Annotated in this window: 28 protein-coding genes; 7 read left to right on the top strand and 21 right to left on the bottom strand. The window is 73.5% G+C overall.

Translation table 11 applies throughout. The features are described from left to right. The 3 genes from ACIQ9P_RS38595 to ACIQ9P_RS38585 form a co-directional block, all read right to left on the bottom strand. Nucleotides 1–806: cation transporter (locus ACIQ9P_RS38595; RefSeq protein WP_402367000.1), on the bottom strand; the 806-nt coding region annotated here is incomplete at its 3' end. A 92-nt stretch (nucleotides 807–898) separates the two neighbouring features. Continuing rightward, nucleotides 899–1,114: a hypothetical protein gene (locus ACIQ9P_RS38590; RefSeq protein ID WP_402366998.1), complete on the bottom strand. Its 216-nt coding sequence runs from the start codon at nucleotides 1,112–1,114 to the stop codon at nucleotides 899–901. A gap of 193 nt (nucleotides 1,115–1,307) precedes the next feature. After that, nucleotides 1,308–2,102, bottom strand: a complete 795-nt coding sequence (locus ACIQ9P_RS38585) for a metal-dependent hydrolase (RefSeq protein ID WP_402366995.1) — start codon at nucleotides 2,100–2,102, stop codon at nucleotides 1,308–1,310. A gap of 328 nt (nucleotides 2,103–2,430) precedes the next feature. Here ACIQ9P_RS38585 and ACIQ9P_RS38580 point away from each other — a divergent pair, with 328 nt between their 5' ends. The 4 genes from ACIQ9P_RS38580 to ACIQ9P_RS38565 all read left to right on the top strand — a co-directional run bounded on the left by ACIQ9P_RS38580 (nucleotide 2,431) and on the right by ACIQ9P_RS38565 (nucleotide 6,590). Then, entirely contained in the window at nucleotides 2,431–3,078 is a 648-nt protein-coding gene (locus ACIQ9P_RS38580) for a DsbA family protein (RefSeq protein WP_402367009.1), read from the top strand. Nucleotides 3,079–3,302: 224 nt separating this feature from the next. Further along, the gene (locus ACIQ9P_RS38575; RefSeq protein WP_402366993.1) at nucleotides 3,303–4,433 is read left to right on the top strand and encodes a sugar ABC transporter substrate-binding protein; all 1,131 of its coding nucleotides are present in this window, start codon (nucleotides 3,303–3,305) and stop codon (nucleotides 4,431–4,433) included. A gap of 52 nt (nucleotides 4,434–4,485) precedes the next feature. After that, a complete protein-coding gene (locus tag ACIQ9P_RS38570; protein ID WP_402366991.1) occupies nucleotides 4,486–5,265 on the top strand; it encodes an ATP-binding cassette domain-containing protein in 780 nt (259 codons plus the stop codon). A 56-nt stretch (nucleotides 5,266–5,321) separates the two neighbouring features. Beyond that, the gene (locus ACIQ9P_RS38565; RefSeq protein WP_402367006.1) at nucleotides 5,322–6,590 is read left to right on the top strand and encodes a sugar ABC transporter permease; all 1,269 of its coding nucleotides are present in this window, start codon (nucleotides 5,322–5,324) and stop codon (nucleotides 6,588–6,590) included. Nucleotides 6,591–6,652: 62 nt separating this feature from the next. On the opposite strand, the gene ACIQ9P_RS38560 is transcribed toward ACIQ9P_RS38565, so the two are convergent. The 5 genes from ACIQ9P_RS38560 to ACIQ9P_RS38540 form a co-directional block, all read right to left on the bottom strand. Then, nucleotides 6,653–7,078 (bottom strand): PPOX class F420-dependent oxidoreductase, encoded by a 426-nt coding sequence (locus tag ACIQ9P_RS38560; RefSeq protein ID WP_402366989.1) that lies wholly within the window; start codon nucleotides 7,076–7,078, stop codon nucleotides 6,653–6,655. A gap of 120 nt (nucleotides 7,079–7,198) precedes the next feature. Beyond that, nucleotides 7,199–9,739, bottom strand: a complete 2,541-nt coding sequence (locus ACIQ9P_RS38555; RefSeq protein ID WP_402366987.1) for an Hsp70 family protein — start codon at nucleotides 9,737–9,739, stop codon at nucleotides 7,199–7,201. Beyond that, nucleotides 9,726–10,145 carry a hypothetical protein gene (locus ACIQ9P_RS38550; RefSeq protein ID WP_402366985.1) on the bottom strand — a complete coding sequence of 140 codons (420 nt, stop codon included), beginning with the start codon at nucleotides 10,143–10,145 and terminating at the stop codon, nucleotides 9,726–9,728. Before ACIQ9P_RS38550 ends, ACIQ9P_RS38555 begins: the two co-directional genes overlap by 14 nt. A gap of 150 nt (nucleotides 10,146–10,295) precedes the next feature. Continuing rightward, entirely contained in the window at nucleotides 10,296–10,598 is a 303-nt protein-coding gene (locus ACIQ9P_RS38545) for a DUF1905 domain-containing protein (protein ID WP_402366983.1), read from the bottom strand. Between the two features lie 19 nt (nucleotides 10,599–10,617). Further along, a complete protein-coding gene (locus ACIQ9P_RS38540; protein WP_402366981.1) occupies nucleotides 10,618–11,148 on the bottom strand; it encodes a GNAT family N-acetyltransferase in 531 nt (176 codons plus the stop codon). 63 nt (nucleotides 11,149–11,211) lie between these two features. On the opposite strand from ACIQ9P_RS38540, the gene ACIQ9P_RS38535 reads away from it, so the two are divergent. Continuing rightward, entirely contained in the window at nucleotides 11,212–11,871 is a 660-nt protein-coding gene (locus ACIQ9P_RS38535) for a hypothetical protein (RefSeq protein WP_402366979.1), read from the top strand. Between the two features lie 16 nt (nucleotides 11,872–11,887). Here ACIQ9P_RS38535 and ACIQ9P_RS38530 read toward each other — a convergent pair whose 3' ends face one another. From ACIQ9P_RS38530 to ACIQ9P_RS38500, 7 genes are all read right to left on the bottom strand, one after another. Next, complete coding sequence (locus ACIQ9P_RS38530) at nucleotides 11,888–12,460, bottom strand: dihydrofolate reductase family protein (protein ID WP_402366977.1); 573 nt, start codon at nucleotides 12,458–12,460, stop codon at nucleotides 11,888–11,890. A 128-nt stretch (nucleotides 12,461–12,588) separates the two neighbouring features. Next, nucleotides 12,589–13,326 (bottom strand): SRPBCC domain-containing protein, encoded by a 738-nt coding sequence (locus ACIQ9P_RS38525; RefSeq protein ID WP_402366975.1) that lies wholly within the window; start codon nucleotides 13,324–13,326, stop codon nucleotides 12,589–12,591. After that, nucleotides 13,323–14,015: an ArsR/SmtB family transcription factor gene (locus ACIQ9P_RS38520; RefSeq protein ID WP_402366973.1), complete on the bottom strand. Its 693-nt coding sequence runs from the start codon at nucleotides 14,013–14,015 to the stop codon at nucleotides 13,323–13,325. Before ACIQ9P_RS38520 ends, ACIQ9P_RS38525 begins: the two co-directional genes overlap by 4 nt. Nucleotides 14,016–14,163: 148 nt before the next feature. After that, nucleotides 14,164–14,625, bottom strand: coding sequence for an ester cyclase (locus ACIQ9P_RS38515; protein WP_402366970.1), 462 nt, complete (start codon nucleotides 14,623–14,625; stop codon nucleotides 14,164–14,166). Between the two features lie 168 nt (nucleotides 14,626–14,793). Next, on the bottom strand, nucleotides 14,794–16,161 hold the full coding sequence (locus ACIQ9P_RS38510; RefSeq protein WP_402366967.1) for a carotenoid oxygenase family protein: 1,368 nt from the start codon (nucleotides 16,159–16,161) through the stop codon (nucleotides 14,794–14,796). Nucleotides 16,162–16,211: 50 nt separating this feature from the next. Further along, the gene (locus tag ACIQ9P_RS38505) at nucleotides 16,212–17,717 is read right to left on the bottom strand and encodes an MFS transporter (protein WP_402366965.1); all 1,506 of its coding nucleotides are present in this window, start codon (nucleotides 17,715–17,717) and stop codon (nucleotides 16,212–16,214) included. A gap of 189 nt (nucleotides 17,718–17,906) precedes the next feature. Further along, nucleotides 17,907–18,320, bottom strand: coding sequence for a winged helix-turn-helix transcriptional regulator (locus ACIQ9P_RS38500; RefSeq protein ID WP_402367003.1), 414 nt, complete (start codon nucleotides 18,318–18,320; stop codon nucleotides 17,907–17,909). Between the two features lie 225 nt (nucleotides 18,321–18,545). On the opposite strand from ACIQ9P_RS38500, the gene ACIQ9P_RS38495 reads away from it, so the two are divergent. Next, complete coding sequence (locus ACIQ9P_RS38495) at nucleotides 18,546–19,427, top strand: alpha/beta fold hydrolase (protein ID WP_402366962.1); 882 nt, start codon at nucleotides 18,546–18,548, stop codon at nucleotides 19,425–19,427. 16 nt (nucleotides 19,428–19,443) lie between these two features. On the opposite strand, the gene ACIQ9P_RS38490 is transcribed toward ACIQ9P_RS38495, so the two are convergent. From ACIQ9P_RS38490 to ACIQ9P_RS38480, 3 genes are all read right to left on the bottom strand, one after another. Next, nucleotides 19,444–21,444, bottom strand: a complete 2,001-nt coding sequence (locus ACIQ9P_RS38490; RefSeq protein ID WP_402366959.1) for an ATP-binding protein — start codon at nucleotides 21,442–21,444, stop codon at nucleotides 19,444–19,446. A gap of 187 nt (nucleotides 21,445–21,631) precedes the next feature. Next, entirely contained in the window at nucleotides 21,632–22,030 is a 399-nt protein-coding gene (locus ACIQ9P_RS38485; RefSeq protein ID WP_402366957.1) for a nuclear transport factor 2 family protein, read from the bottom strand. 35 nt (nucleotides 22,031–22,065) lie between these two features. Next, nucleotides 22,066–23,310 (bottom strand): cytochrome P450, encoded by a 1,245-nt coding sequence (locus tag ACIQ9P_RS38480; RefSeq protein WP_402366954.1) that lies wholly within the window; start codon nucleotides 23,308–23,310, stop codon nucleotides 22,066–22,068. A gap of 897 nt (nucleotides 23,311–24,207) precedes the next feature. On the opposite strand from ACIQ9P_RS38480, the gene ACIQ9P_RS38475 reads away from it, so the two are divergent. Then, the gene (locus ACIQ9P_RS38475; protein ID WP_402366951.1) at nucleotides 24,208–24,858 is read left to right on the top strand and encodes an SDR family NAD(P)-dependent oxidoreductase; all 651 of its coding nucleotides are present in this window, start codon (nucleotides 24,208–24,210) and stop codon (nucleotides 24,856–24,858) included. 51 nt (nucleotides 24,859–24,909) lie between these two features. On the opposite strand, the gene ACIQ9P_RS38470 is transcribed toward ACIQ9P_RS38475, so the two are convergent. The 3 genes from ACIQ9P_RS38470 to ACIQ9P_RS38460 all read right to left on the bottom strand — a co-directional run bounded on the left by ACIQ9P_RS38470 (nucleotide 24,910) and on the right by ACIQ9P_RS38460 (nucleotide 26,604). Continuing rightward, the gene (locus ACIQ9P_RS38470) at nucleotides 24,910–25,410 is read right to left on the bottom strand and encodes a transmembrane transport protein (protein ID WP_402366949.1); all 501 of its coding nucleotides are present in this window, start codon (nucleotides 25,408–25,410) and stop codon (nucleotides 24,910–24,912) included. Continuing rightward, entirely contained in the window at nucleotides 25,407–25,970 is a 564-nt protein-coding gene (locus ACIQ9P_RS38465) for an RNA polymerase sigma factor (protein WP_402366946.1), read from the bottom strand. Before ACIQ9P_RS38465 ends, ACIQ9P_RS38470 begins: the two co-directional genes overlap by 4 nt. Nucleotides 25,971–26,205: 235 nt before the next feature. Further along, nucleotides 26,206–26,604 carry a roadblock/LC7 domain-containing protein gene (locus ACIQ9P_RS38460; RefSeq protein ID WP_402366944.1) on the bottom strand — a complete coding sequence of 133 codons (399 nt, stop codon included), beginning with the start codon at nucleotides 26,602–26,604 and terminating at the stop codon, nucleotides 26,206–26,208. Nucleotides 26,605–26,661: the final 57 nt, after the last annotated feature.

Below are 26,661 nucleotides of genomic sequence, written 5' to 3'. Positions count from 1 at the left end.
ACCTCGCGGCCGTCCTGGAGGACGGCGACGTCCTTGGCGCCGAGGTCCAGCAGGGCGTGCAGCGCGGCCCCGGCACGGCGCTTGGAACGGGCCTCGAACCAGCGGCCGGCCAGGATGAAGGCGGTGACCCCGGCGGCGGCCTCCAGGTAGATGCTGGACGCGCCGTCGCCCCGGGCGACGGTGAGCTCGAAACCGTGCCGCATCCCGGGCATGCCCGCGTGGCCGAGGAACAGCGCCCACAGGGACCAGAGGAACGCGGCGCCGGTGCCGAGCGAGACCAGGGTGTCCATGGTCGCGGCGCCGTGCTTGAGGTTGGTCCAGGCGGCCCGGTGGAACGGCCAGGCGGCGTAGGTGACCACGGGCGCCGCGAGGGTGAGCGAGAGCCACTGCCAGTTGTCGAACTGGAGGGCGGGGACCATCGCCATGGCGACCACGGGGACGGCCAGGACGAGCGCGGTGATCAGCCGCTGCCGCAGCGGGGCGAGGTCGTCGGCGGTCCCGTCGGCGGGCTCGGCGGTCCCGGCCGTCGGGACGGTCCCGGCGGACCCACCGGCCCCGGCCGTCGCGGCGGCGTCCGGCCGGGGTGGGGTGGCGGTGTAGCCGGTGGCCTCGACGGTGGCGACGAGGTCGGCCACGCTCACGTCCGGTCCGAAACCGACCCTGGCCTTCTCGGTGGCGTAGTTGACGGTGGCGGTGACCCCGTCCATGCGATTGAGCTTCTTCTCGATCCGGGCGGCGCACGAGGCGCAGGTCATGCCGCCGATCCGGAGTTCCACCTCGGTGGAGGCGGGTGCCTGGGTGGTCATCTGAGCTCCTCGTGCTCGTTGTCGAGTGGATCCGGGTCCGGCTCCGGGAATCGATACCCCCCAGGGGTTCGAATCCCGGAACCGCCGGTCGATCAGGCCCGGTGGGCGGGGGCGCGATCGGCGTCGACCCCGGGGAGGCGGTCAGTGTCGACCCCGGGGAGGCGGTCGGTGTCGACCCCGGCGACGGCGGCACCAGCACCGGCACCGGCATCCGCGGCGGCACCGGCCTCCGCATCCGTGGCGACGTCAACGCCGTCGACGGCCTCGGTGGCGGTCGAGCAGGTGCCTTCGGTGGAGCAGCAGGACATGGGATTCCTCCGGCGGTCTCGGCGACGGTTCTAGATACCCCCGATGGGTATCTTTGCGCGATGAGCACATTTATACCCCTGGGGGGTATCCGACGCAAGCACTGCCACCCAGGACGCGGACGCGACAGGGCCCCGCACCGGAGCGTCGCTCCCCCGGTACGGGGCCCTGTCGTGCGCGCGGTCGCGCGGCGGATCAGCCGAAGTAGCCCAGCGCACCCACCGCGCACAGGCCGCCGGCGCCCATGAAGACCGGCATCAGCACCTTGAGCTCCACCCAGCTGCCGGCCCGGAAGCGCATCCCCTTCGGCGGGCCGATCGGGTACCAGCGCTTGCGGCCGACCGGGATCGGCCACAGCACCGGGCAGCCGGAGACGGTGAGCGCGTCGCCCAGGCAGTGCACCAGCGCGCCGAGGGTGATCGGCAGGCCGATCCACAGGTACTCCTGCCCCGGCTGGTCGAACAGCCAGAGCGCGCCGTTCCCCGGCTTGTCCAGGACGTCCGTCAGCATCCAGGCGCCGGCCGCGCCGAGCAGCCAGACCAGGACGTCACTGGAGACCCGGGCCTGGCGCCACAGCAGCCCTTCGATCGCCAGCACCATGTGCACGAAGAGCACCCCGAGCACGCCCCACCGTCCGCCGTAGACGGCGATCGCCGAAGCGCCCGCGCCGCAGAGCGCCGCCCAGACCCAGGTGTGGGTCAGCGTGCGGTGGCCGCCGGTGCGGCGCGGGTCCCCCTTGCCCCGGGTCGCCTTGTAGACCGCGTAGGAGAGACTGTCGATCACCTCGCAGAGGATCCGCGAGACCGGGCCGAACGCCCGGGATATGGTGGCCGCCTTGTGGTCGAGGTCCGGCGCCAGCGCGGCGCCCGCGCAGATCAGCGTCCCCGCCAGCAGCACCGGCCAGGGCATCGGTTCGCCCATCCCCGCCGCGATCGCTCCCGCGCCCAGCCACGCCGCCGCGCCGGACAGCGAATGTGCCGGTCCCATCATCTTTTCGGCTCCCGCCCTCGTCCTGGAACGCCCGTCGCGAGGGCTTCGCGAGGGCCTGACGGGGCGGCAGCATATCCGTCCATGATCGGAAACGCCCGGAGGCGCTCCTTCACCCGCACGGCGGCAGCGTTTCACCTCCTCGGATCAATGATCCGGGAACGGACGGTGACCAACCCTCACCTGTTGGAACGACGGGCCGGGCCGGGCGGGTCGCGTCGGCCGGATCCACGAGTGGCCCAGGAAAACCGCGTCGAACCGGCTCTTCCGAGCGGTCCGCCGGGCCTCTACGCTCGACCGTGTGACCACTACCGATGCCACTGCCGACGCCATCGCCGTTGCCACGGCCGACACCACCGCCGACACCGGTGCCGCGACCAGCACCGTGGACTTCTACTTCGACCCGATCTGCCCGTTCGCCTGGATCACCTCCCGCTGGATCCTGGAGGTCGAGAAGCACCGTGACCTCGACCTGACGTTCCGGGTGATGAGCCTGTCCGTGCTCAACGAGGGACGCGAGGGCCTGCCCGAGCGCTACGAGCGGCTGCTCACCACCGGCTGGGGCCCGGTCCGGGTCTGCGTCGCCGCCGCCGAGCAGCACGGCGTCGGGGTGCTCCGCGACCTCTACACCGCACTCGGCACCCGGCTGCACGTCGAGGACCGGGAGGTCGACGACAAGCTCCTCCGCGAGGCGCTGGCCGAGGCCGGACTGCCGGAGGACCTCGCCGGGGCCGCGCACGGCACCGAGTGGGACGAGGCGCTGCGCCGCAGCCACCACGCGGGCATGGACCCGGTCGGCGAGGAGGTCGGCACCCCGACCATCCACGTCGACGGCACCGCGTTCTTCGGACCGGTGCTGAACGCGATCCCGCGCGGCGAGGAGGCCGTCCAGGTCTTCGACGGCGTCCGGCTGCTCGCCGGGCACCGGGCCTTCTTCGAGCTCAAGCGCACCCGGACGGGCTCGCTCGACTTCAGCTGAGGATCCGGATCCGGGGGACGTCCACCCCGCCGGCAGAGCTCCGCCGGCCGACTTCCGTCAGCCGCCGGACCGCCGGCCACCCGCCCCCGAGGCGGGTGGCCGGCCGGTCGGCGGCCGCCTTACCCGTTCGGCCCAGCTCCGATCGTGGCGGAGGCCCGCAGTTCGCAGACTCGGACACGGGGGGGCCGAAGAACGGGGCGGGTCCAACCGGAAGAGGCATCCTCATGAACAACGGGCTCCGCCGCACCGTCGCGGCCGCCGCAGTGGTTTCCCTCGGTCTCGCGCTGGCCTCGTGCGGCAGCGCCAAGGAGTCCTCCGGAGGCGGCGGCTCGTCCGGCTCCGCGAGCGGTTCCGCCGGCGGCGGGAGCACGGTCGGCGCGGTCCGGATCGGGCTGCTGCTGCCCGAGACCAAGACCACCCGCTACGAGCAGTTCGACCGGCCGCTGATCGAGAAGAAGATCAAGGAACTGGCGCCTCAGGCCCAGATCGACTACTACAACGCGAACGAGAACGCCACCACCCAGCAGACCCAGGTCGACACCGCGCTCACCAAGGGCGACAAGGTGCTGATCCTGGACGCCGTGGACGCGAAGTCGATCCAGTCCTCCGTCCAGAAGGCGCACGACGCGGGCGTCAAGGTGATCGCCTACGACCGCCTGGCACAGGGCCCGGTCGACGCCTACGTCTCCTTCGACAACAAGAAGGTCGGCCAGCTCCAGGGCCAGGCCCTGGTCGACGCGGTCGGCGACAAGGCCGGCTCCGGGTCGATCATCATGATCAACGGCTCGCCCACCGACCCCAACGCGGCCGACTTCAAGGCCGGCGCGCACAGCGCGATCGACGGCAAGCTGAAGATCGGCAAGGAGTACGACACCCCCAACTGGGACCCGAACAACGCCAACCAGGAGGCGTCCGCCGCGATCACCGCGATCGGCGGGCCCAACGTGGTCGGCGTCTACTCGGCCAACGACGGCATGGCCGCCGGCATCGCCACCGCCCTCAAGGCGGCCGGTCTCAGCGTGCCGCTCACCGGCCAGGACGCCCAGCTGGACGGCGTGCAGCGGATCCTCGTGGGCACCCAGACGATGTCGATCTACAAGCCGTTCAAGCCCGAGACCGACATCGCGGCGCAGATGGCGGTGACCTTCGCCCAGGGCAAGCCGCTGGACTCGGCGCTGGTGCCGGTCACGGTCACCAACGGAAGCGGCAACCAGGTGCCGGCCAACCTGATCACCCCGGTCGTGCTGACCAAGGACAACATCAAGACCACCGTGGTGGCCGACGGCCTCTACACCGTGGACCAGATCTGCACCCCGGACTACGCGGACGCCTGCAAGGCCGCGGGCCTCCAGTAACCGTGGCCGCCGACAGCCGTGCCCGCCCACCCGGTCGAGGGAGTTGGTCACCATGACGGGTGAGACCGTCCTGGCCCTGCGCGGGGTCTCCAAGCGGTTCGGCGCCGTCCAGGCGCTCACCGACATCGAGCTGGAGGTCCGCGCCGGTGAAGTCGTCGCCCTGGTCGGCGACAACGGCGCCGGCAAGTCCACCCTGGTCAAGTCCATCGCCGGGGTGCACCAGCCGGACGAGGGCCGGATCGAGTGGCAGGGCCGCCCGGTCAGTGTCCACCGGCCGCAGGACGCCCAGCAGTTGGGCATCGCCACGGTCTACCAGGACCTGGCGCTGTGCGACAACCTCGACGTCGTCGGCAACCTCTTCCTCGGCCGGGAGATCCGGCGCTTCACGATCCTCGACGAGGTCGCGATGGAGAAGCGGTCCCGCTCGCTGCTGGACACCCTCTCCATCCGCATCCCCAGCGTACGGATCCCGGTCGCCTCGCTGTCCGGCGGTCAGCGCCAGGTGGTGGCGATCGCCCGCGCGCTGATCGGCTCGCCGAAGGTCGTGATGCTCGACGAGCCGACCGCCGCCCTCGGCGTGGAGCAGACCGCCCAGGTGCTCGACCTGGTCGAGCGGCTCCGCGACCAGGGCCTCGGCGTCATCCTGATCAGCCACAACATGGCCGACGTGATGGCCGTCGCGGACACCGTCGCGGTGCTGCGGCTCGGCCGCAACAACGGCGTCTTCGACAAGCGCCGGACCAGCCAGGAAGAGATCATCTCGGCCATCACCGGCGCCACGGACAACGCGGTGACCCGTCGGGAGGCCCGCGGCACGGAGGGCTCCCCATGACCGAGCAGACCCCCGGCGGCGACGAGCACCGCCACACCCCCCTTCCCGAGGACAGCATGCCGAAGGGGGGTGTCAACGCCCCCGTGCCGGTCGCCGCCTCGGCCACCCCGGCCGTCGACCCCCGGCTGATCGTGCGGCAGGAGGGCGTCAAGGGCTACCTGGGCGAGTTCCGCCGCCGCGTCACCAGCGGCGAGCTGGGCTCGCTCCCGGTGGTGCTGGCGCTGATCGTGATCTGGGCCGTCTTCGGCAGCCTGAACAGCTCCTTCCTGTCCGCCCAGAACCTCTCCAACCTCTCGCAGCAGATCGTCGGCACCGGCATGATCGCGATCGGCGTGGTGTTCGTGCTGCTGCTCGGCGAGATCGACCTCTCGGTCGGCTCGGTCAGCGGCCTGTGCGCGGCGATCTTCGCCGTGCTGAACGTCACCCACGGCGTCAACCAGTGGGTGGCACTGCTCTCCGCCCTGGTCGGTGGCGCCGTGGTCGGCCTGGTCCAGGGCCTGTTCTTCGCCAAGGTCGGCGTGCCGGCCTTCGTCGTCACCCTGGCCGGCAACCTCGGCTGGAACGGCCTGATGCTCCAGGTGCTGGGCGCCAGCGGCACCGTCAACCTGTCCGGCAAGGACATCGTCTCCCGGCTCTACAGCACCATCTACGGCGATCAGGCCGCCGCGTACGGCGCGGCCGCGGTCGGCGTGCTGCTCTTCCTCGGCGCCTCGGTGCTGGACGCCCGACGGCGCCAGGCCGCCGGGGTGCCGTCCCGTCCCGTGCTGGACATCGCGCTGCGCACCGCGGCGATCGCGGTCATCGCCTTCCTGGCCGCCTACACGCTCAACCAGTACAAGGGCCTGCCGCTGGCCCTGCTGATCTTCCTGGTCTTCATCGTGGTGCTGGACTTCGTGCTCCGGCGCACCACCTACGGCCGGCAGGTGTTCGCGCTCGGCGGCAACATCGAGGGCGCCCGCCGGGCCGGTATCAACGTGGCCTGGATCCGGATCAGCGTGTTCACCATCTGCTCCACCATGGCGGCCGTCGGCGGCCTGTTCCTGTCCGCGCAGATCCAGTCCGCCAGCCAGACCTCGGGCGGCGGCAACCTGCTGATGAACGCCATCGCGGCGGGCGTCATCGGCGGCACCAGCCTGTTCGGCGGACGCGGCTCGACCTGGTCGGCGCTGCTCGGCGCGCTGGTGATCGGCTCGATCCAGTCCGGGATGAACATCCAGGGGCTGAGCAACGCCATCCAGTTCATGATCACCGGCGCGGTGCTGCTCGCCGCCGTGGTCGTCGACTCGCTCGCCCGCCGCACCCAGCGGGCGGCCGGCCGCGCCTGACGTCCACCGGCCGGACCGGCCTGGCCTGGCCTGGCCTGGCCGGTGGGCGTCGGGCGCCGTGCTCAGCCCAGTCGGTCGCCGTACACGTGGTCGACGGCGAGCACCATCAGGACCCGCCGGTCGGCGACCATCACGGCCCGGTACTCGTCCCAGTCCGGGTGCTCGCCGGCCGCGCGCCGGTAGTAGTCGACCAGGGCCTCCACCTCGGGGCCCTTCGGATCGGTGCCCGGCCCGACCAGGGTGACGGTGCCCTCGGCCGTGGCCCAGGCCCGGCCGTCGGCCCGGGTGACCTCCAGCGCGGCCCGCGGGTCGCGGCGCAGATTGGCCGTCTTGGCGCGGCCCTCCGTCATCGACACGTACAGCCGCTCGGCGGAACGGTCGTAGAACGGCATGACCGGCGACAACTGGGGCCGCCCGTCGGACTTGATCGTGGCCAGCACACCGAGGCGGGCGGTGTCGAGCAGGGCTCGCGGATCGAAGGTCGTCATGGGGGCCATGATCGACCTTCACACCGGTGTGAAGGTCAAGCGACGCACCCGGATCAGCGTTCGCGATAGGCCAGCACTGCGAGGACCCGGCGGTTGTCGTCGGCCGGAGCCCCCGACCGGTCAGGACTGTTTCTGCTGCTGCTGGGGCGGCTCCGGATTCTCGTCCAGTTCCGGCCACTGGAACGCCGCGGGCAGATCGCCGATCAGCGGCACCGTGGGCGGCTCGGAACCGGTGATGTCGTCGAGCACTTCGGACCGGCCGGTGCCGAGGTCCTTGGCCGACACCAGGATGCCGCCCCTGGCGTCGATGTCGACGGTGACCTCGACCAGTGAGAGCTCCGTCGGCACGGGCCGGAGGCCGGACAGCCGGAGGCTCGCCAGCAGGGTGTTCCGGGCGGCGGTCCCGTGCATGCCCTGGTACACGTTGATGTTCATCCCCGTCTGGCGGTTCGAGGAGGTGGTGAGCACCTCGCTCCTCCGCACCGGGAGGCCCGTGTTCGCCGGCACCAGGACCCTCATCAGCCCGTCCTCGGTCTCGATGCCGATCGCCCGGGGAACGACCTCGACCCCGAGCACGTCGTGGACCACCCCGGTCATGGCCCCCGCGTGGAGCGCCACTCCCGTCGCCACCAGGCCGTCGGCCGCGACAGCGACGACGACGTCCTGCCGGCCGACGGTCCTGCGCACCAGCTCGGCCAGCCCCGGGAGCCGGGCGGCGGCGCCGACCAGCAGGACGTGCTCGATCGCGTCACGGTCACCCGTCTGCGTGAGCACCCGCTCGACCAGGACCTCGCAGGCGGTGAGCAGGTCGGCGGTGAGCAGGTCGAACCGCTCGCGGGTGACCAGGGCGTCGAGGCCGACCGGACCCGCCGGTGTGTCCGTGAGGCAGGGGATCCGGACGGTGCTCACCCCGACCGACCCGAGTTCCTCCATCGCCGTGCCCGCCGCGTCCAACGCCCGTCGGCGCGCGACCTGGTTCCCGGCGAGATGCACTCCGTGCTCGTACTCGAACTCCTTCAACAGGTCGTCGGCGAGGCGGGTCACCCAGCGTTGGCGGCCGAGTCCCTCGCCGAGCACGACCGCGTTCACGGACGTCATGCCGTAGCCGACCTCGACCACGGCCACCTCCGAGGACGCCGCCTCCAGTCCCACCACGAGCAGGATCGACTCCCGGTCGCCCAGCTGCCGGTCGAAGGCCATCCCGGCGGCGAGCGAGGTGGAGATGAAACGCAGGACCTCGATGTCCAGGCTCCGGCAGGCCCGGCGGATCCGGCGCCGTTCCGCGTCGGAGGTCGTGGCCGGAACGGCGACCACCGCCCGGGCCACCCGCTCGCCGAGCCGGTCCTCGGTGTCCCGCTTCAGCTTGCGGAGCAGTTCGAGGCAGACGCGGTCGGCGGTGAGCAGGTCCTCGCCGGCCCCGCCGAGGCGGAACGTTCGCGTGGGGTTGAGGAGTTCCTGCCGTGCGGCCGGTGCCCCGACCAGCACCGGGTCATCGGCCTCACCGGCCTCACCGGCCTCACCGGTGAAGGCGACCACGGACGGGGTCCGCTGTTCGCCCTCGGCGTTGGGGACGATCTCGATCCGGTCGCCGTCCAGGGCCGCCACCGCGCAGGACGTGGTGCCCAGTTCGAATCCCACCGTCCGGTAGCCGGTCAGCGGGGGCTGCTCCGGCGGCGGGGGGACGGCGGCCGCGATCGACGCCCGGCGGGCCGCCCAGAAGGCGCGGCTGTGCTGGGCGGCCTCGGCGAGTTCGTCCTTGGGGCCGAACAGCCGGCTCAGCACCTGGGCGACGGCGGCGTAGCCGTCCGCGGCCTGCTCGTGGCGGCCGACGTGCCCGGCCTGCTCCTCCTCGTCCAGCAGCAGCCGGCCCTCGCGCAGGGCCGGGTGCCCGGCGTGTTCGGCCCGCCAGGTGCCGGTGTCGGGGCGGTAGCCGCGGTTGCGGGCGATCACCAGCCGGGCGACCGTGTTCGTGGCGGCCCGGGTGGGCCGGGGGCGGCCGGCCGCGGTGAGCTCGTGCAGCAGGTACTGGTAGACGTTGTCGAGCGTCAGCTCCGGCCCCAGCAGCGACGATCCCTCCTGGAGGAGTCCGATCAGCTCCTTGGTGAACGCGGTGAACCGCTCCCCCACCGGCGCCAGCGAGGTGCTGTCGTGCCCGGCGGAGGTCAGCACGAACGCGCCCTCGATCGCGGTCTGGGTGCGCAACCGCTCGTGTCCGCCCGCCATGTGGGCGGCGGTGGCCATCCCGGACCAGCAGGCGTCGATGATGACGACCCGGTTGCGGGCCCGGGCGCCGAGCACCAGCTTGCGCAGCATCCGGTAGGGCAGCGCGCTGATCGAGGGTTCCTCGGGGTCGGTCTCGGTGACCGCCAGGTAGTAGTCGGTGTCCTCGACGATCCCGTGCCCCGCGTAGTAGACGAGCAGCAGGTCCTCCGCCGCCAGGGCCGACGGCCGCAGGGCCCGGACGACGTCGGCCGCCGTGCGGGGGTCGGGCACCAGCGTGCACTGGGCCTCGTCGAGCCAGCCCTGCTGCGGGTCGGTGAGCGCGGCGGCCAGATCGGTGAGGTTGTTGCGGACGGCGGGCAGCGGCGGCAGGTCCTCGTGCCGGTAGGCCGCCGAGCCGATCAGGACGATCCGCGAGCCCGGTCCGTCAGGCAGGGCCATCGTCGGTCGCCCGGTCGCGTGGCTGCTCCTGCTCGTGCTCCTGCTGGCCGTTGACGAAGGCTTCGAAGCGGTCGATCACGACGCCCGCGTCCTTGACGTTGTCGAGTTCGAGCTCGTACGTCTCGTGCTCGGCCCGGCTGACCCTGATCACCAGGTGACCGCGCTGCCCGCGCAGCCAGTCCGCCACCACCCGTACCAGCACCGTCCCCGCGCCCCCGGAGGCGAGGGCGACGGTCACCAGCTCGACCACCCCGGCGTTCATCTCCCCCGCCGCCGGCGCGGTCTGCCGCAGCTCCACCCGGCCCCGCAACGCGTCCTCTACGCGCAGCCGTTGTGCCAACGAGCGTGCCGCCGCCGGCACCGCCGCCCCCGAACCGCCGTCCACCAGCGCCAACCCGATCTCCACGACGCCCGGCCCCCTTTCCGTCCCCCGCCCGACTCCGGTGTCGGCCAACCTATTCCGGATCACGGCCCGCCGTCCCCCGGTTCGCGGGAATCCGGGGGATCACGGGGGATCACGGGGCAGGAGGGCGACGGGGCGAGGGGGCGACGGACGTCAGAAGTCGAGGAGCTCGACGGTGACGGCGGTACTGTCGCCGGGGTCGAGGTCCTCGGCCTTGCGGACCGCGCGTTTGACCGGGAGCACATAGGCGCCGTCGGAGGCCGGGAAGATCGAGGTCTGCCAGCTGCTGGCCCCGATCGTCACCCTCACCCGCAGCGAGCCGAACCCGCGCCGCGGCCCGGCGGCGGTCAGGTCGTGGATCTCCTCGGAGACCTCGACGGGCAGTCCGACGAAGGTCCAGTTGTCGGCGCGGCGGGCTTCCCAGATCCAGAGCTCGGCCTCGAAATCGAACTTCATCCGACCAGCATCCCACGCCTCACATCGGCAACGAGTGCAGCCGCAGTGCCCCTCCGGGCCACCGCGCGCCGTCGTGCAGCGGGAACCACATCGTGCGCAGCGGCATCGTGGCCGGGCCGGCGGGCTGTTCGACCTCGACCGGGCCGGTCAGTGGTTGCCAGCCGAGGCGGGTGTAGAGCTCGGCCTTGTCCGGGCGGCAGAACAGGATCGCGAGGTGCGGCCCGAGGGTGCGGGCGTGGGCGAGGGCACCGTCGACCACCGTCCGGGCGAGGCCGTGCCCGCGGCGGTCGGCGGCCACGGCCACACCGCCGAGCCCGATGATCTCGGTCGGGCTCCCGTCGATCGACACCGGCAGGATCACCAGCCCGGCGTGCGCGACGAGCCGTCCGTCCGGTTCGGCGCGGATGCCGAAGTGCATGTCCTTGGGCCGCCAGGCCATGCCGTGCTCGGCCACCTGGAAGGGGTCCGGAGCATCGCCGAGGATCTCGGTGTGGAGGTATTCCTCGATCGGGACGACCGGACTGAATATGGTGAACTGATCATCACTCATTCCCGCATCATGCCAATACGGGCCGCTCGGCCCGGCGGCGGCCGGCGTTCCCGAGGAGGACGCGTGAACACTCCCCCGAACGAGCCCGGACCGGCCGGCGCAGGAGCGGTCGGCCACGGAACGGCCGGTGACGTAACGGCCGGTGACGGAGCTGTCGGCCACGGAACGGGCGACCCCGGACCGGGCGGCCCCGGACCCGGGCACTCGCTGGGACCGCTGGTCCGGATCGACGGGCGCTGGCTGCTGGGCGACCACCGGGACCGGACCCACCTGGAGCTCACCCCCGAGGGCATCGTCCCGCACGCCGACGGCCGGCCCGACGCGGTCGTCCCGTGGGGCCGGTTCATGAGCATGGGGATCGCGGTCACACCCCACCGGTGGACGGGTTCACGGCGGACCGCACTCCTCACGCTCGGTCAGATGGCCCCGCTCGGGCTGACCGGCCCGCATCTGACCGCGACCGTGCGGCACCCCTACGAGTACTGGACCGGCCGCTTCAGCCACCACCGGGGCCAGCACTACGCGCCGCACGAACTGGCCGCCGCGGCGGAACTGTTCGCCGTCGTGGTCGACGCCGGGGAGGCCGCGCTGCTCGGCGACAGCGCCTGGCTGGACGGGGCGGTGGCGCTGATCCGCCCGCGGCGTCCGCCGGCCGAGACCCGGGCGGCCCTCGCCAAGCTGTTGGCGGGCACCCGGGCCGAACGGGGGCTGCGGAAGCCCTGACGGTCCGTGGCGGGCGTCAGCGGACCACGTCGAAGACCTGCTTCTGCAGGCCGTTGGCGTAGACGGCGTGCTCGACCAGCTTCAGCTTCTGGGTGTCCTTGTCGCTGTCGCTGAAGAGGCGCTTGCCGGCGCCGAGCAGCAGCGGGAAGACCAGCAGGTGGTAGCGGTCGATCAGGCCGGCGTCGGAGAGGGCCCGGTCCAGGGTCGCGCTGCCGTGGACGATGATCGGGCCGCCCTCGGTCTCCTTCAGGGCCGCGACCTCGTCGAGCGAGCGCAGGATGGCGGTCTCGCCCCAGTTCGACACCAGGTCGCCCTCGGCGAGGGTGGTGGAGACCACGTACTTCGGCAGGGTCTTGTAGCGGGCGAAGTCCGCCATGTCGGGCCAGACCGGGCTGAACGCCTCGTAGCTGACCCGGCCCAGCAGCATCGCCGTGGCCTCCTCCTGCTCCCGGCCCTTGAGCTCGAACGCCTCGGGGAGGAAATCGATGTCCTTGAAGGTCCAGCCCGCGTTGCGGTAGCCGGACTCGCCGCCCGGGGCCTCGACGACGCCGTCGAGGGAGACGAAGGCGGAACTGATCAGGGTGCGCATGATGATTCCTCGGGTTGCTGGTGCGGGTGTTCGGGTGTTCAGGTGCTCGGGTGTCCGGGTGAGCGGGTGTGCGGTCTCGTTGCGGGAGTCGTCCGGGGCAGGGCGGGGTCGGGCGAGGACGGACGGGCTCAGGCGAGGACGCCGGTCAGCCACCGCTGCCAGGCGGCCTCGGCACCGTCGGTGCCCGGCCCGAAGAGGTGGTGGAACATCAGCACCAGACCGGCACTGTGGTGGAAGCCGTACAGGCCGTCGCCGGTGCGGATCGCGAAACGCTCCTCGTCCGCCCACACCACCTCGCCGTCCAGCGGCGGCAGGCCCTCCGGGCGGGCCTGCGCCCGGGTGCCGGTCGCGGGCGGGGAGGGCAGTGCCAGCGCGCCCGCCAGCACTTCCCGGAGCTCGGCCGCCGGCCGGCCGGGCACCGCCGCGACACCGAAGACGGGGGCGCCGGTGCGGCCCCGGAAGTGGGTGAGGTACTCGACGAGCGTGTGCAGGTGGAACGGCCAGCCGCGCCGCAGCGCGTCGTACTCGTCCTCCCAGTCGTCGCCCAGCAGGCCGCTGTGGACGACGCGCAGCACGGTCGCGGAACCCTCCCGGCCCTCGACCAGGTACTCGAAGGCCATGAAGCGGCCGTTCTCGGCGGTGGCGGTGCGAGTGGCCAGGCGCTTGCCGGGCTCGTAGGCGGTGATCAGCGCGTCCTCGCGGTGGCCGCCGATCTCCATCGCGGCGGTGCCGCCCTCGCGCGGGTCCAGCTCGTTGCGGCCCATGAACCAGGAGTCGATGCCCGGTCCGGTGGCGATCGCCGCCCAGACCTCGTCCGGGCTCGCCGGCAGCGGCGTCTCCAGCTCGATCTCGAACGGGTGGGTCATCGTGCGTTCTCCTGTCCTGACCCGGAGCCGGCGGCGGCATCGGGGGTGGGGGCGGGCGCCGGGGCCCGGCCGGGACCGGCGGACCGGTCGGCATCGGGGGCGGGCTCGGGCGAGGCGGGGATCTGGTGCAGGCCGACCACCACCCGGTGGCTGCGCCCGCCGGGGGCGGACTCGTCGTGGTAGCGGGCGACCAGGGTGGCGACCGCCTCGGCGAGTCCGTCGGCGAAGGCCGTCCGGTCGGCCGCCGAGGCGAACCGCACCTCCGCGTCGATGCCGAAACTGGCGACCCGCCGCTGCGCCTCGGCGGCGCCGGTCAGCAGCGCGCCGACCTCCTGCACCAGCCGGGAGCCGAGGGCCAGCAGCCAGCGGGCGGAGAGCTGGTCCGGCGCCCGGGCCGGGTCCGGACTCACGGCGGCCAGGACGGCGGGCGAGATCACGAAGGAGGCGGCGGCGGCCCGGTACACCCGTTCGGTGACGTTGCCCTTGCGCCGTTCCTCGGCGAGTTCGACCAGGCCGTGCCGCTCCAGCTCCTTCAGGTGGTAGTTGACCTTCTGCCGCGCCAGCCCCAGCCGGGCGGCCAGCGCGGCGGCGGAGCCGGGCTCGGCGAGGGCGGCGAGGATGCGCCGCCGGATCGGGTCCAGCGACGCCTCGGCCGCTGCGGGTTCTTCGATCACGGCGACGTCCAACATGCTTCAAGAGTCGCGCCGACAAGAAAATTTGTCAAGGAAATATTTCTTGTCGGCGCGGCGCGGGGAGTCATCGGCAAGGCATGAGGACGCGGCAACGCCAGCGGCCGGCGGCAGGGGAGGTGCCGCCGGCCGTTGGGCCCGGGGTGGGTCAGGACAGTTCGCGGACACCGAGCTGCTGGACGAACAGCAGGCTGTCGGCGTTGGCCCAGTACTCGGCCAGCAGACCGTCCTTGACCAGCAGGGTGTCCGTGCCGGTGAAGCGGACGGGGCGGCCCTCGGCGTCCTGGGAGGCGCCGGGGAAGCCTCCGGCGTAGGTGCCCTCGGCCGCCCAGCGGACCACGAGGTAGTCGTCGGTGACGATCGGGCCGACCGTGATCTCGAAGCTGAGGTCGCGCAGGATCGTGTGGATGCCGGTCACCCACCCGTTCAGGCCCTCACGGCCGTGCACCGTGCCGTCGCCGGAGCCGGTGAGGGGAGCAGCGTGTGCGACGAAGTCGGGGGCGATGATCTTGTCGGTCAGGGACAGGTCGTTGTTCCACAGGGCCTTCCACGGCTCGGCGAGCAGGGCGTTCGCGGAGGCGGAGGCGGAGGCGGAGGCGGTGGCGGACATGGTTGTTCTCCTTCGTGACGGGGGTGAGTTGCGTGGAGAGGCGGCGTACGGCGCCCTGCCGTCCGCCACAGGCCGGGGCACGTCCGGTGTCGGCACGCGTGCGGTGTCGGCACGGGTGCGGCGTCGGTTGCGCTCGTCGGCGCGATGGGCGAGGACCCGGCGCCCCGATCAGGCGACGTGGTCGGCCTCGGAGTCGGGGATCCAGGAGCCGTGGATTCCGGCGGTCACCCGTCGGGGCAGGTGGACGGTGGCGAGGGTGTCGAGCCCGGCCGCGTCGAGGACAAGCAGCTGCGAGGCGTCCTGCTTGAGGTCGGAGACCACGGTGAGCAGGTAGCCCTCGTCCTCGCCGGTGGATCCGGCGGCGGGCACGAACACGGCCTCGCTCGGCAGTCGGGCGTCGCCGACCCGGCGGATCCGGCGGGCGCCGGTGACCCGGTCGTACTTGACGATGCCGTAGCTGCCGAAGCCCTTCTCGTCGGGGAAGGAGACGGCGTACTGGTAGCGGTTCTCGGTGCCGAGGTAGTTCTCGTTGAGGGTGGGGAACTCCACGGGCAGGTCGTCGACGATCCGCTCGTCCACGCTGCCGGCCGCCAGGTCGACCACCCAGCGCCGGTTGTAGGAGCGGGCGTTGGGCTCGGAACCGCGCCCGGGCGCGCCGATCCACCAGTTCCACGAGAGCCGGAAGCCCTCCCGGTCCACCGTCGGGCCCTCCAGCACGATGCGGCCGCGCTCGTCCTCGTAGGCGTTGGAGACGTGCAGCATGTTGCCCGGCTCGATGGAGAACCAGCGGATCCGCGCGGCGCCGTCCGCACCGCGCGGCATCACGCCGATCCGGGCGGGCTGCTCGTCGCTCCAGCCGTAGGGGATGCCGGAGTGCTCGGCGGGGTCGAAGGCGACGTTGCCCTCGACGAAGACCACATGGTTGCGGGTGATCGCGAAGTCGTGCTTGAGCGCACCGGTCGCATCCGGGACCTCGGCGCTGTGGACGATCGTGCCGGAGGCGTCGGCGACGTAGTAGGTGAGGAACGGCGGGAGGGGCGAGGAGGCGAAGAAGTGCAGTTCGCCGGTGAGCGGGTCCTCCTTCGGGTGGGCGGTCATCGCGGTCCGCAGCTTGCCCCCGAAGTCGTAGGCGCCGACCGTGTCCAGCTCCCGGGTGAGCTCGAACGGCAGGTTGGCCTCGCACAGGGCGAGCAGCCGGCCGGCGTGCTCGATGACGTGGGTGCCGGCGGCGGAGGCGGTCAGGTCGGGGCCGCGCTCGGTCATGTACGGGGCGCCGTCCAGCGCCGGGGTCTTCACCCAGCGGTTGCGGTACCACTCGGCGCGGCCCTCGCGCAGCTGGATGCCGTGCACCATGCCGCTGCCCTTGAACCAGTGGGTGGGGGTGACGCCCGGCTTGGGGTTGTGGCCGTTGCGCAGCAGCCGGCCGCTCAGTTCGGGCGGAAGGGTGCCCTCGACGGTCAGTTCGGTGGCGGTGATCTCGTCGACGACGGGGGTGTAGTGGCCGGTCAGGTACGGGGGCTTCTTGGGGGTGCTCATGACATGTTCCTTTCGGTGGAGGTGAGGAGGCGGTGGTTCGTGGTCCGCCGTCAGACGGCGGGTTCGGTGCGGACGGCGCCCGGGGCAGCGGTCGCCTTCCGGCGGCCCGTGCAGCGGGCCAGCAGGACCGCGAGCAGCGCGGTGCCGGTCAGGACGGCGGCCGAGACCGCGAAGGCGGCGCGGTAACCGGCGGTCAGGGCCTCCGGGTGGGAGCCGTGCGCGGTCGCGGTGACGGAGCCGGCCAGGGTGGTCAGGACGGCGAGCCCGACCGCGCCGCCCACCTGGCGGGTGGTGTTCACCAGCCCGCCGGCCAGCCCGGCCTGCCACGCCGGCACGCCGTCCACCGCGAGCGCGGTGAGCTGGACGAACGCGATGCCGAGACCCAGGCCGACCAGCAGGCTCGGGCCGAGGATGTCCGTGAGGTAGCCACCGTCGGCGTCGATCCGGGACAGCCACAGCAGGCCGAGCGCCTCGGTCAGCAGCGCGGCGGCCGTGGTCGCCGTGGAGCCGACCCGCCGGGCCAGCCTCGGCGCCAGCGTGGCGCCGAGCATATTGGCGGCGGCGAGCGGGAGTTGACCCGCCCCGGTGGCCAACGGGCCCGAGCCGAGCACCTGCTGCTGGTAGAGCGGGAGGAAGAAGAACAGGGCGATCCACACCGAGCCCAGCAGCGCCATCAGCACGTTCCCGGCCGCCACCCGGCCGGTGGCGAGCAGCCCGGGCGGGATCAGCGCGTCCGGGCGGCGGCGCTCGATCACGACGAACGCGGTGAGGAGGGCGACGGCGGCGGCCAGCGCGCCGAGCACACCGCCGTCGCCCCAACCGGCGCCGCGTGCGGTGGTCAGGCCCCAGACCAGGCAGGTCAGGGCGAGGGTGATGGTGAGGGTACCGGGCAGGTCGAAGCCGCCACCGGGCTCCCCCGCCCGCTGTCCGACCCGCTGTCCGGCCCGCTGCCCGGGCCCGGCAGCGGCCTTCCGCGGCGACGGCCGGGCCGCCTCCGGCGGCACCAGGAACGTCACCGCCGCCAGCACCAGCACCGAGCCCAGCGCCACCGAGTGGAAGATCCACGGCCAGCCCCAGCCCTGGGTGAGCAGTCCGCCCAGCAGGACGCCGCCCGCCCCGCCCGCGCCGGAGACCGCGCCCCACACGCCGAGTGCCCTGCCGCGCCCCGGCCCGCCGGGGAACTGCGTCATCGCCAGCGCCAGCGCCGCCGGAGCGATCACCGCCGCGGCCACGCCCTGCACGGCCCGCGCGGCGATCAGCGGCGCCGGGGCGGTGGCCAGGCCCGCCGCCAGGGAGGCCACCGCGAACAGCGCGACCCCGGCAGCCAGTACCCGGCGGCGGCCGAGCAGATCGGCCGCCCGCCCGCCGACCGGGAGCAGCGCCCCGAACGCCAGGCCGTAGGCGTTGACCACCCAGGTGACGGCGCCGTCGGAGATACCGGTCCCGGCCCGGATCTGCGGGAGCGCCACATTGACGATCGAGGTGGCGAGCATGACGGTGAACTGCGCCCCGGCAAGCGCCGCGAGCGCCGCCCCCGGCGAGCGGAGCCGCCCCACCCCGGGGCCGTCGGGAACCGGAGCTCCCGGTCTCGGTGTTTTCGGTGCTCTCGGTGCTTTCGATGTCGGTGCAACGTTCATGGCCACAGACTCGGGCCGCCCGCTGTCCACTTGCCAGGCCCGCCGGGGTCCGGACACTGTCCACCGCTGTCCGCGACTGTCCACGGGGGGACGGCGGCGGTCGGCCTGTCAGACCGGCGCCGGTCCCTGACCGGAGCCTTCGATCCGCGGATCCGCGCCCTGGGCGGTCGGGGGCGGCCCGTCGGCGCGGCGGTTGTTGTGGTCGATCTCGGACATGTGTGTCTCGGCCCAGCGGCGCAGGGCGGAGAGCGGGCCTTCGAGGGAGAGCCCGAGGTCGGTGAGGCGGTAGTGGACCGCGGGCGGGACGGTGGGCTCCACCCGGCGGGTGACCAGGCCGTCGCGGGCGAGGCTCTGCAGGGTGACGGACAGCATCTTCTGGGAGATGCCGGGGATCCGGCGCCGCAGTTCCGCGAACCGGAGCTCCTCCGGGGCCGCCTCGGCCAGCACTTTGACGGCCATCGACGTCCACTTGGTGCCGATGCGGTCGAGCAGTTGGCGGGTCGGGCAGAGCGGATCCAGCAGGTCGCCCCGCCCACCGGACCGCTCGCCGGGTGCGCCGGGTCCGCCCGGTGTGCCGGGTGTGCCGGGTTCGCCGTGTTCGCCCGGTCTGCCGGGCTTCGATGTGGTCACTCGGAGCTCACCACCTGAAGGGGAAGTGCCGTCTTGGAGCGACCACGCTAGTTCCCTAGCGTGAGGTGGTCACCATTCCTCACCACCCCACTCCCCACCACACCTTGGAGCTCCTCCATGCCCGAGCTGCGGCGCGTCCCCGTCAACGGTGTCGAACTGAACGTCGCCCTCGCCGGTTCGGGTCCGGCCGTCCTGCTGCTGCACGGCTTCCCGCACACCTGGGAGCTGTGGACGGACGTCATGGCCGGCCTGTCCGACCACTACCGGGTCATCGCACCGGACCTGCGCGGATTCGGCGCCAGCGGCGGGGCCGCCTCCGGGTACGACGCGGGCACCCTGGCCGAGGACGCCGCGGCGCTGCTCACCGCGCTCGGTGTCTCCTCGGCCGCGGTGGTGGGCATCGACGCGGGTGCCGCGCCGGCCTTCCTCCTCGCCCTGCGGCGGCCCGGTCCCGTCCGGCGGCTGGTCCTCATGGAGGCCGTTCTGGGCGGGCTGCCCGGCGCCGAGGAGTTCCTGGCCGGCGGGCCGCCGTGGTGGTTCGGCTTCCATTCCGCCGCACCCGGTCTGGCCGAGACCGTGCTGGAGGGCCACGAGGCCGCCTACGTCGACTGGTTCCTGAGCACCGGCACGCTCGGCGACGGGGTGCGCCCCGCTCTCCGGGACGCCTTCGTGCGCGCGTACACCGGGCGCCCGGCGTTGAGCCGCGCGTTCTCGTACTACCGGGCGCTGCCCGAGAGCGCGGCCCAGATCGGGCGGGCGGTCGCCGCGGCCCGGCTGACGGTGCCGACGATGGCGGTGGGTGCCCGGCCGGTCGGAGCCGCGCTGGAGCGCCAGCTCCGCCCGATCACCGACGACCTCCTCGGACACGTCGTCGAGGACTGCGGCCACGTCGTCCCGCTGCACCGGCCGGGTGCCCTGCTCGCGCTGCTGCGTCCGTTCCTCGCGGGCGAGGAGGAGGAGCACGAGGACCCCCGCGCCCGGAGGCGCGAGGGTCCGTAGCCGCACCGCACCCGGCTCAGCGCGAACCGTGCAGTTCCCGCTGCCACAGCGCCTCGCACAGCAGGTCGAGCCCCTGCCGCAGGTGGCGCCGGTAGGTCCCGTACGGCAGGCCCAGCCGGCGGGCGGCGCCCTCCTGGGTCGGGGCGCCGGAGAAGTAGCCCGCCGTCAGGGCCTCGCGGGCGCGGGCGCCGCGCGGGTCCCGCGCGAGGTCCTCCACGGCCTGGCGCAGCAGGGCGCGCAACTCCTCGACGGGTTCGCCGAGGTCGGCCGCGAGGCGGGTGCGCAGCAGGGCGCAGGTGGCGAAGGCGCCCGGGTCGCGCCAGTGCGTGAACGCCTCCCGCACCGCCTGGTCGAAGGCGGTCCGGGAGACCCCGGACGGTCCGGCCTGCGCGGGCACGGGCGTCGACGTCATGAGGTGGCGCAGCCAGGTCTCGACCGGCAGTTGCCGCCAGTCGACGCCGAACACGCCGTAGGTGTGCGCGCCGACCCGGGGCCGGGCGCCGGTGTCGGTGAGGCTGCCCCTGACCCGGGCGGCCCAGGTGTCGGCGTCGCGCCAGACCGCGAAGCCGTAGGCGCGGGCCCGGGCGCGGGCGGACTCGGCCTGGGCGCGGGAGGAGCTGAGGTCGATGACGCGCGAGGGCACCTGGTAGCGCTCGGGGTAGACGGTGAACCGGCTGATGCCGATGTGTTCGCCGGGCCGCACGGGCGCGGTGGCGTCGGTGTAGGCCCAGGCGGCGGCGACGACCGGGTCGGTGGCGAGGTCCTCGGGGTCGGCGGGCGCGGGCAGGGCGAGCCGGGCGGTGAACGCCACCACCCGTCCGGTGCCGACCAGCCGGTAGACGCTGAACGCCTGCGGCTGGCGGTGCGCCCAGTAGCGGACGAGTTCGGCGGACTCCGGTCCCTCGGTCTCGGTGGCCATGCGCAGCACCGTGTCGAGGTCCTCGGGGTGCAGCGGCCGGTCGTGCACCTCGTCCTCGCGGGACCAGGTGCGCAGCCGGGCCACGAGTTCGCCGTCGCGGAAGAGGTGGAAGAGCTCGTCGGTGACGGTCCAGACCTGTTCCTCGGGGGCTTCGCGCAGCAGCCGCAGGTACTCCTCGGCCAGCCGTCGGCGCATCTCGACGAAGGCGTTGGGGGCCCGCCAGCGCAGGTCGGCGGCGAGGGTCTCGCGGGCGGCGTCGTGCGGGTGCAGGCCCCGGTGGGTGGACTCCATGAACGGCAGGCTCCGGAGCCAGCCGAACAGCAGGTGGGCGTCCTCGTCGGGCAGGACGGTGGCGAGCAGTTCCTCGGAGGTCGAGTACGCCTGGGCCGCGACTTCGAGGGCCCGGCGGTGGGCGGCGGTCGGTACCTCGCCGACCAGACCGGACAACAGGGTGCGCAGGACGTCGGCGGACGGGGCCCAGACGCCCTCGCGGCTCCAGTCGGCCGCCCTGGCGGCGGCGGCCAGGGAGAGTGCCAGCGGGTTTCCGCCGGCGAACCGCAGGACGCGTTCCCGCAGTTCGGCCGGCACCTGGGCGGTGCTCAGCAGGCTGCGGGCCTGCGTCTCGGAGAACGGTCCCAGTTCGAGCACCCGCAGCAGCCCGGTCCAGGCGGGGTCGGCGGTCCACTGGGGCTGCGGGGCGAGGCGCCCGGCCAGCACGACCAGGGTGTCGTCGGCGGCGCGGGGCAGGAAGCGCTGCCACAGCCAGCTTTCCAGCCACTGGCAGTGCTCGAAGGAGTCGACGAACAGGACCGTTCCGGGGATGTCGAGGAACGGCGCGGCGGCGCGTTCGAAGTCGGCCGGGTCGCGGCCGACGAAGCGGCCGTCGAGTTCCAGCAGCAGCCGGCCGGTGGAGCGGGCGTGGTCGGCGAGGCGGCGCAGCAGGGTCGATTTGCCGATGCCGCCCGGGCCGACCAGGTAGAAGGTGAACGGCGCCTGCGGGTCGCCTGCCAGCGCCCGGGCGAAGCCGTCGAACTCCTCGTCGCGACCGACGAACGCCTGGACCCGCGCGCTACTCAGCCGCTGCTTGACGGAGGCCATATGACGGCTCCCCTCTCCTCGTACCGGCGCGGGGCCGTGGCGGGGGTCGTGACGGCGGCGGCCGTCGTGACGCGGGGCGTCGTGCCGCGGTCCGTCTCGGCGCGGTGCCTCGCGTTGCGGGGCGTCGTGCCGCGGTCCGTCTCGGCGGCGCCGCGTGTGCTGTCGTCGTGCTCCGATCCGTGCGGGCTCACCTGATCGAGCCCAGGTCGCGGTCGTCCTCGTCGCCGGAGACGAGCAGGGTGGTCTCCTCGACCCGGGCGAACCGTCCGTCGGCGGCGAGTTCGGCGAAGAGGTACACCTCGGTGCGGGAGGTGCGGCCGTCGTTCTTGGTGACGGTGACGGTGTGGCGGTCGGCGTAACGGGTGCCGTCGCGGAGTTCGTCGTGGACCTCGACGTGGCCCTCGCGGACCAGGGTGCGCAGCTTGGCGATGTGCTCGACGAAGCCCGCGCGGTCGCTCCGGACGCCGTTGGTGCGCTGGCGGTAGTCGGGGGTGAAGTGCCGGGCGACGACTTCGTCGAGCGGGAGGTCCGGGTCCGGGGCGAACAGCAGGTCGTCGAGTGCCCGGGTGATGTCGGTGGCGGTCATCGCGGTCTTTCTCCAGGATGGTGGCAGGACGGTGGTCAGTCGGGGACGGCGGCCGCGCGGGCGCGGGCGCGGACGGGGGTGAAGTCCAGGGACAGCGCGTCGGGGCCCCGGGTGTAGAGCCCGGTCTCCCGGTAGCTCGCGCCGGGGGTCGGACGCACGTCGTCCAGCAGGGGCAGCAGCAGCCCGGCCACCGTCTCGATCTCCGCCCGGGCGAACGCCGCGCCGACGCACTGGTGCAGGCCGGTGCCGAAGGCCAGGTGCTGGGCGGCGGCGGTGAACGAGCGGGCGGCGCCGAGGTCGGAGCGGTGGAGGTCGAAGCGGTCCGGGTCGGTGAACGCCTCGGGGTCGCGGTTGGCCGCGCCGATCATGCAGAAGACGGTGGCGCCGGCCGGGATCACGGTGCCGGCGAACTCGGCGTCGCGTTCCGCCCGCCGGGGCACCAGCTGGACCGGCGGGGTGAACCGCAGGGTCTCGGCGATGGCGGCGGGCAGCAGCGCGGGGTCGCGGCGGACGTCCGCGAGCTGCCCCGGGTGGTCGATCAGGTGCTTGAGCAGGAGGCCGAGGGTCTTGTCGGCGGGCTCGACGGCGGCCACCAGGACGTTGACGATCAGCGCGACCACCTCGCGGGTGCTCATCGCCACGCCGTCGAACTCGGCCGCGCAGAGCGCGGATATCAGGTCGGCGCCGGGGTGGCGGCGGCGCTGTCCGACGATCGGGGCGAGGTGGGCCTCCAGTTCCCCGGCGAGTTCCAGGCAGGCCCGGCGGCGGTCCTCGGTGAGGGTGACGGCGGTGACGAACTCGCCGACCCCGGCGACCCATCGGGCGACCTGCCGCCAGTTCTCGCGGTCCAGGCCGAGGACGTCGAGCGCGGCGCGGACGGCGAAGGGCTTGCCGAACTCGTTGACCACGTCCATCCGGCCCCGCGCGAGCAGGGGGTCGAGGAGTTCGACGGCGTTGGCGCGCAGGGTGCGGACCTGTTCCTGGAGCGCCGGTCCGGTGAACGCGCGCACGACGATCCGCCGCTTCGCGGTGTGCTCCGCCCCGGTCATCTGCGCCAGTACCGGGCCGCGCATCACCGGCTCGGCGCGGACCTGGAGCGGGGCGGTGCTGAACGCCTCGTGGTCCGTCAGCACCCGTCGCACGTCGCGGTGGCGGGAGAGGAACCAGCTGTCGACGGCCGGCTCGTGGTGCGCCGGCGCGTGCGCGCGCAGCTGTCCGAAGTACCGCTCGGGGGCGGCGGCGAACTCCTCGGACAGGACGCTGAAGCGGGACTCGGCCATGGGGCGGGGCGGACCTCTCAGGGGAACGGGCGGCCGCCGGAACGGGACCCGACGGCGGGGCGCGGGACACGGGGGCGGCGGGGTGCCGGTGACATGTGCTCGGGGGGCACGGACTTCTTGGACGCGGACTCGGGGGACGCGGACTCGGACGGCGCCGACTCGGTGACGTGTGCTCGGGTGACGTGTGCTCGGGTGACGTGTGCTCGGCCGACTGTGAACGACGCTCGGGGAAGCGGTGGGCGTGGGGCCGGCGGCGGGATCCGCCAGCGGGACGCTCAGGCCGGCGTCAGGGGGAAGGAGGATCTCCGACGGCCGGGCCGGCCGGAGGCCGCGGGCGCACGCTGACGACGGCCCGGGGCTCCGCACGGCGCGACCCGGCCCCGGAGCGCTGGGCTCCGGGTCGCGGCCGTGCCGGCAACTCGCTCTCGGGGCAACGTCGTCGGTTCCTGTCTCGGGTCCGGTCCGGGTCCGTTCTGGGGTCCTGCCCCGGGGCGGTCCCGTCGGGTCCGCCGTGGGACGGCAGCCCGGCGCCGGCCCTCCCCCGGGCGCTTGACGTGGGCACTATAACCCGAAGCCCGAGTGGCGCGACCTGCGGGTTTCGGCGCCAAGGATGGTTCGTACCATGCCGGTTCCGGGCCGCCGACGGACCGTTCGACGACACCCCGGACGCTCTGCGGACGACTCACGGACGAAGCCCGGGCGGACAGGTCCGGACATCTTCGGACAGCGGTGGACAGTCCGCCCCGGCAACGCTCCCACCTGCGCCGCCGCCGGTCCGGATGGTTCCCGGGCCGGGGCCGGGCCACTCGCACGAGTGAACTATTGGGGCGTGGGAATGCGCTTGTGACTCCCGGATGTTGGCGGTGTCAAGGATCGAACGAACGGGGGAGGTCGGCCATGGCCGGAGCGGTGATCGTCGGAGCGGGGCCAGGGATCGGACAGGCGGTGGCACTGCGGTTCGCGCGGGAGGGCCTGCCGATCGGCCTGGTCGCGCGGAGCGGGGCGACGGCCGAGGCGGTCGCCGGGGCCGTGCGCGGGGCGGGCGGCAAGGCGGCGGTGCGCACCGCCGACAGCACGGACGAGCAGGCACTGCGGGCCGCGCTCGACGAGCTGGCGGAGGAGCTGGGGCAACCCGACGTGCTCGTCTACAACGCGGCCCTGATCAGGCCGGACGCCATCGGGGAGTCGTCCGCCCGACAGCAGTTGGACGCCTGGGCGGTCAATGTCGTGGGCGCGCTGACCGCGGCCTCGCATGTCGCGCCGGGGATGGCCGAGCGCGGACGGGGCACCGTCCTGGTGACCGGCGGCATGCCCGAGCCCGTGCCGCAGTACGTCAGCCTCTCCCTCGGCAAGGCGGGTGTGCGCACGCTCGTCATGCTGCTGGACCAGACCTACGGCGCGGCGGGCGTGCACGCGGCCAGCGTGACGGTGGCCGGAGCCGTCGCCCCCGGCACCGCCTTCGACCCGGACGACATCGCGGAGCACTACTGGCGGCTGCACTCCCAGCCGCGCGAAGCCTGGCAGCAGGAGGTCGTCCACACGGGCTGAGACCACATCGGCTTCCTGCCCGGCGCCGGGCAGGAAGCCGGAAGGGAGCGTTCAGGGTCCGTCCTGACGCAGGGTGTCGCGCAACCGCAGGAGCGCGCGGTGCCGGGCCCTCGCGCGGCGAAGGAGGAAACCGGCGGCGCCGACGAGGGCGGCGCCCGCCAGACCGGTGATCAGCGCGCCGGTCGGGGTGCCCCGGGTCGCGGCCAGCGCCGTTCCCGCGCCGGAGGTCGTCACGGTCGCGACGAGCGCGATCGTCGCGGCGAGCACCCGGTCCCGGGCGTACAGCGGCCGTCGCCGGGTCAGCGCCCAGGCGGCGAAGGCGGCCCAGGCCGCGCCGACGGCGATCAGGGCGGCGAAGGCGATCCGGGTCCGGAGCGGCAGCGGCTCCGGCTCGGTGGCCCACAGCACCGTGATCAGGGCCACCGCCGAGCCGCCGGCCAGTCCCACGGCCAGCCGGCCCAGCCGGGCGCCCAGCGAGACCTCCGCCGCGAGGACGCGGTCGAGTTCCCCGGGCACTCCGGCCCGCCCGTTCCCGGCGTTCCGCTCGCTCATGCCTCGTGTCCCTTCTCCGCGAGGGCGCTGCGCAGCATGCGGCGCGCCCGGTGCAACCTGCTCTTGACCGTGCCGGGCGGGACGCCGAGCACCTCGGCGCAGGTGGCCAGCGGCAGGTCCTCCAGATGGAAGAGGATCAACACCTCGCGCTCCAGCGGCGGCAGCCCGTTGAGACCGGCCTCCACCTGGAGCGTGGTCAGGACGGCGCCCAGCGGATCGTCACCGTCCGGGTGGGCCTGATCGGCCCGTTCGGCCTCCGCCGCCGAGGCGTCCGCCTCCCGGTAGACCTGGCGCAGGTGGGTGAGCACCGCGCGACGGGCCACGGTGAACAGCCACGGGGCGAACCGATCCGGCTGCCGGAGCGCGGGCAGCCCGCGCAGCACCGCGATCCAGGTCTCCTGGGCGAGGTCGTCGGCGAGGTGCGGGGAGCCTCCGGCCATACTCCGCAGATACCGCCACAGCGGCCCGTGCCACACGTCCACCAGTTCGCGGAACGCCTCGCGCTCCCCCAGCTGGCAGCGCACCACCAGCAGCGCGTCACGCCGCCCGTCGTCGCCCATCGCACCTCCCTGCCGCCTGCACGTCTCAGCAGGACAGTCGCCGGGCGCGGCGGAAAGGTTCACGGGAGCCGGACCGACGGGAACGGGTGGCACGGGGGGGTGAGTGGGCGAGCGGAGTGGTGACCCCGGCCGGGGCCACCACCCCCCGGACGACATGAGGGCGGGCGGACACCGCCGTCCACGCCCTGCCCCGGAACCGGTTACCGGGCCGACGGCGCACCCCGACCGCCCGAGATCAGTGCGCCTGGGTCGCGGGGACGAGTCCGAGGAGTTCGGCGAGGCGGCGGACCGTGGCGGGAGCCTCGCGGTGCAGTCCGGCGATGTCGAGGCCCTCGTCGCCCAGGAGCATCAGCAGCGCCCGGTCCCCGATCGCCAGCACCACGACGTAACCGCCGTCGCAGCGGGTGACCACGTCGCGCAGGCCGCCCACGCCGACCTCGGCGGCGGTGCGGCGGCCGAGGCCGAGCATCGCGGCCGACAGGGCGGCGGCCGACTCGGGGTGGACGGCGGCCGTGTCGGCGGCGACCAGCAGGCCGTCCGCGGTGGAGACGACGCTCTCCGAGATGCCCATGACCCGCTCGCGGAGGGACTTCAACTCGTCGACCAGCACGGCGGTCGGCGTCTGGCTGCTCATGGTCTGCTCTTCTCGGTCGTCACTGTCGTCACTGTCGTGGTGGTCATGGCGGTCGTC

Source organism: Kitasatospora sp. NPDC094019, assembly GCF_044764505.1.
GTDB lineage: Bacteria > Actinomycetota > Actinomycetes > Streptomycetales > Streptomycetaceae > Kitasatospora.
This window is presented reverse-complemented; position numbering and strand designations above follow the sequence as displayed.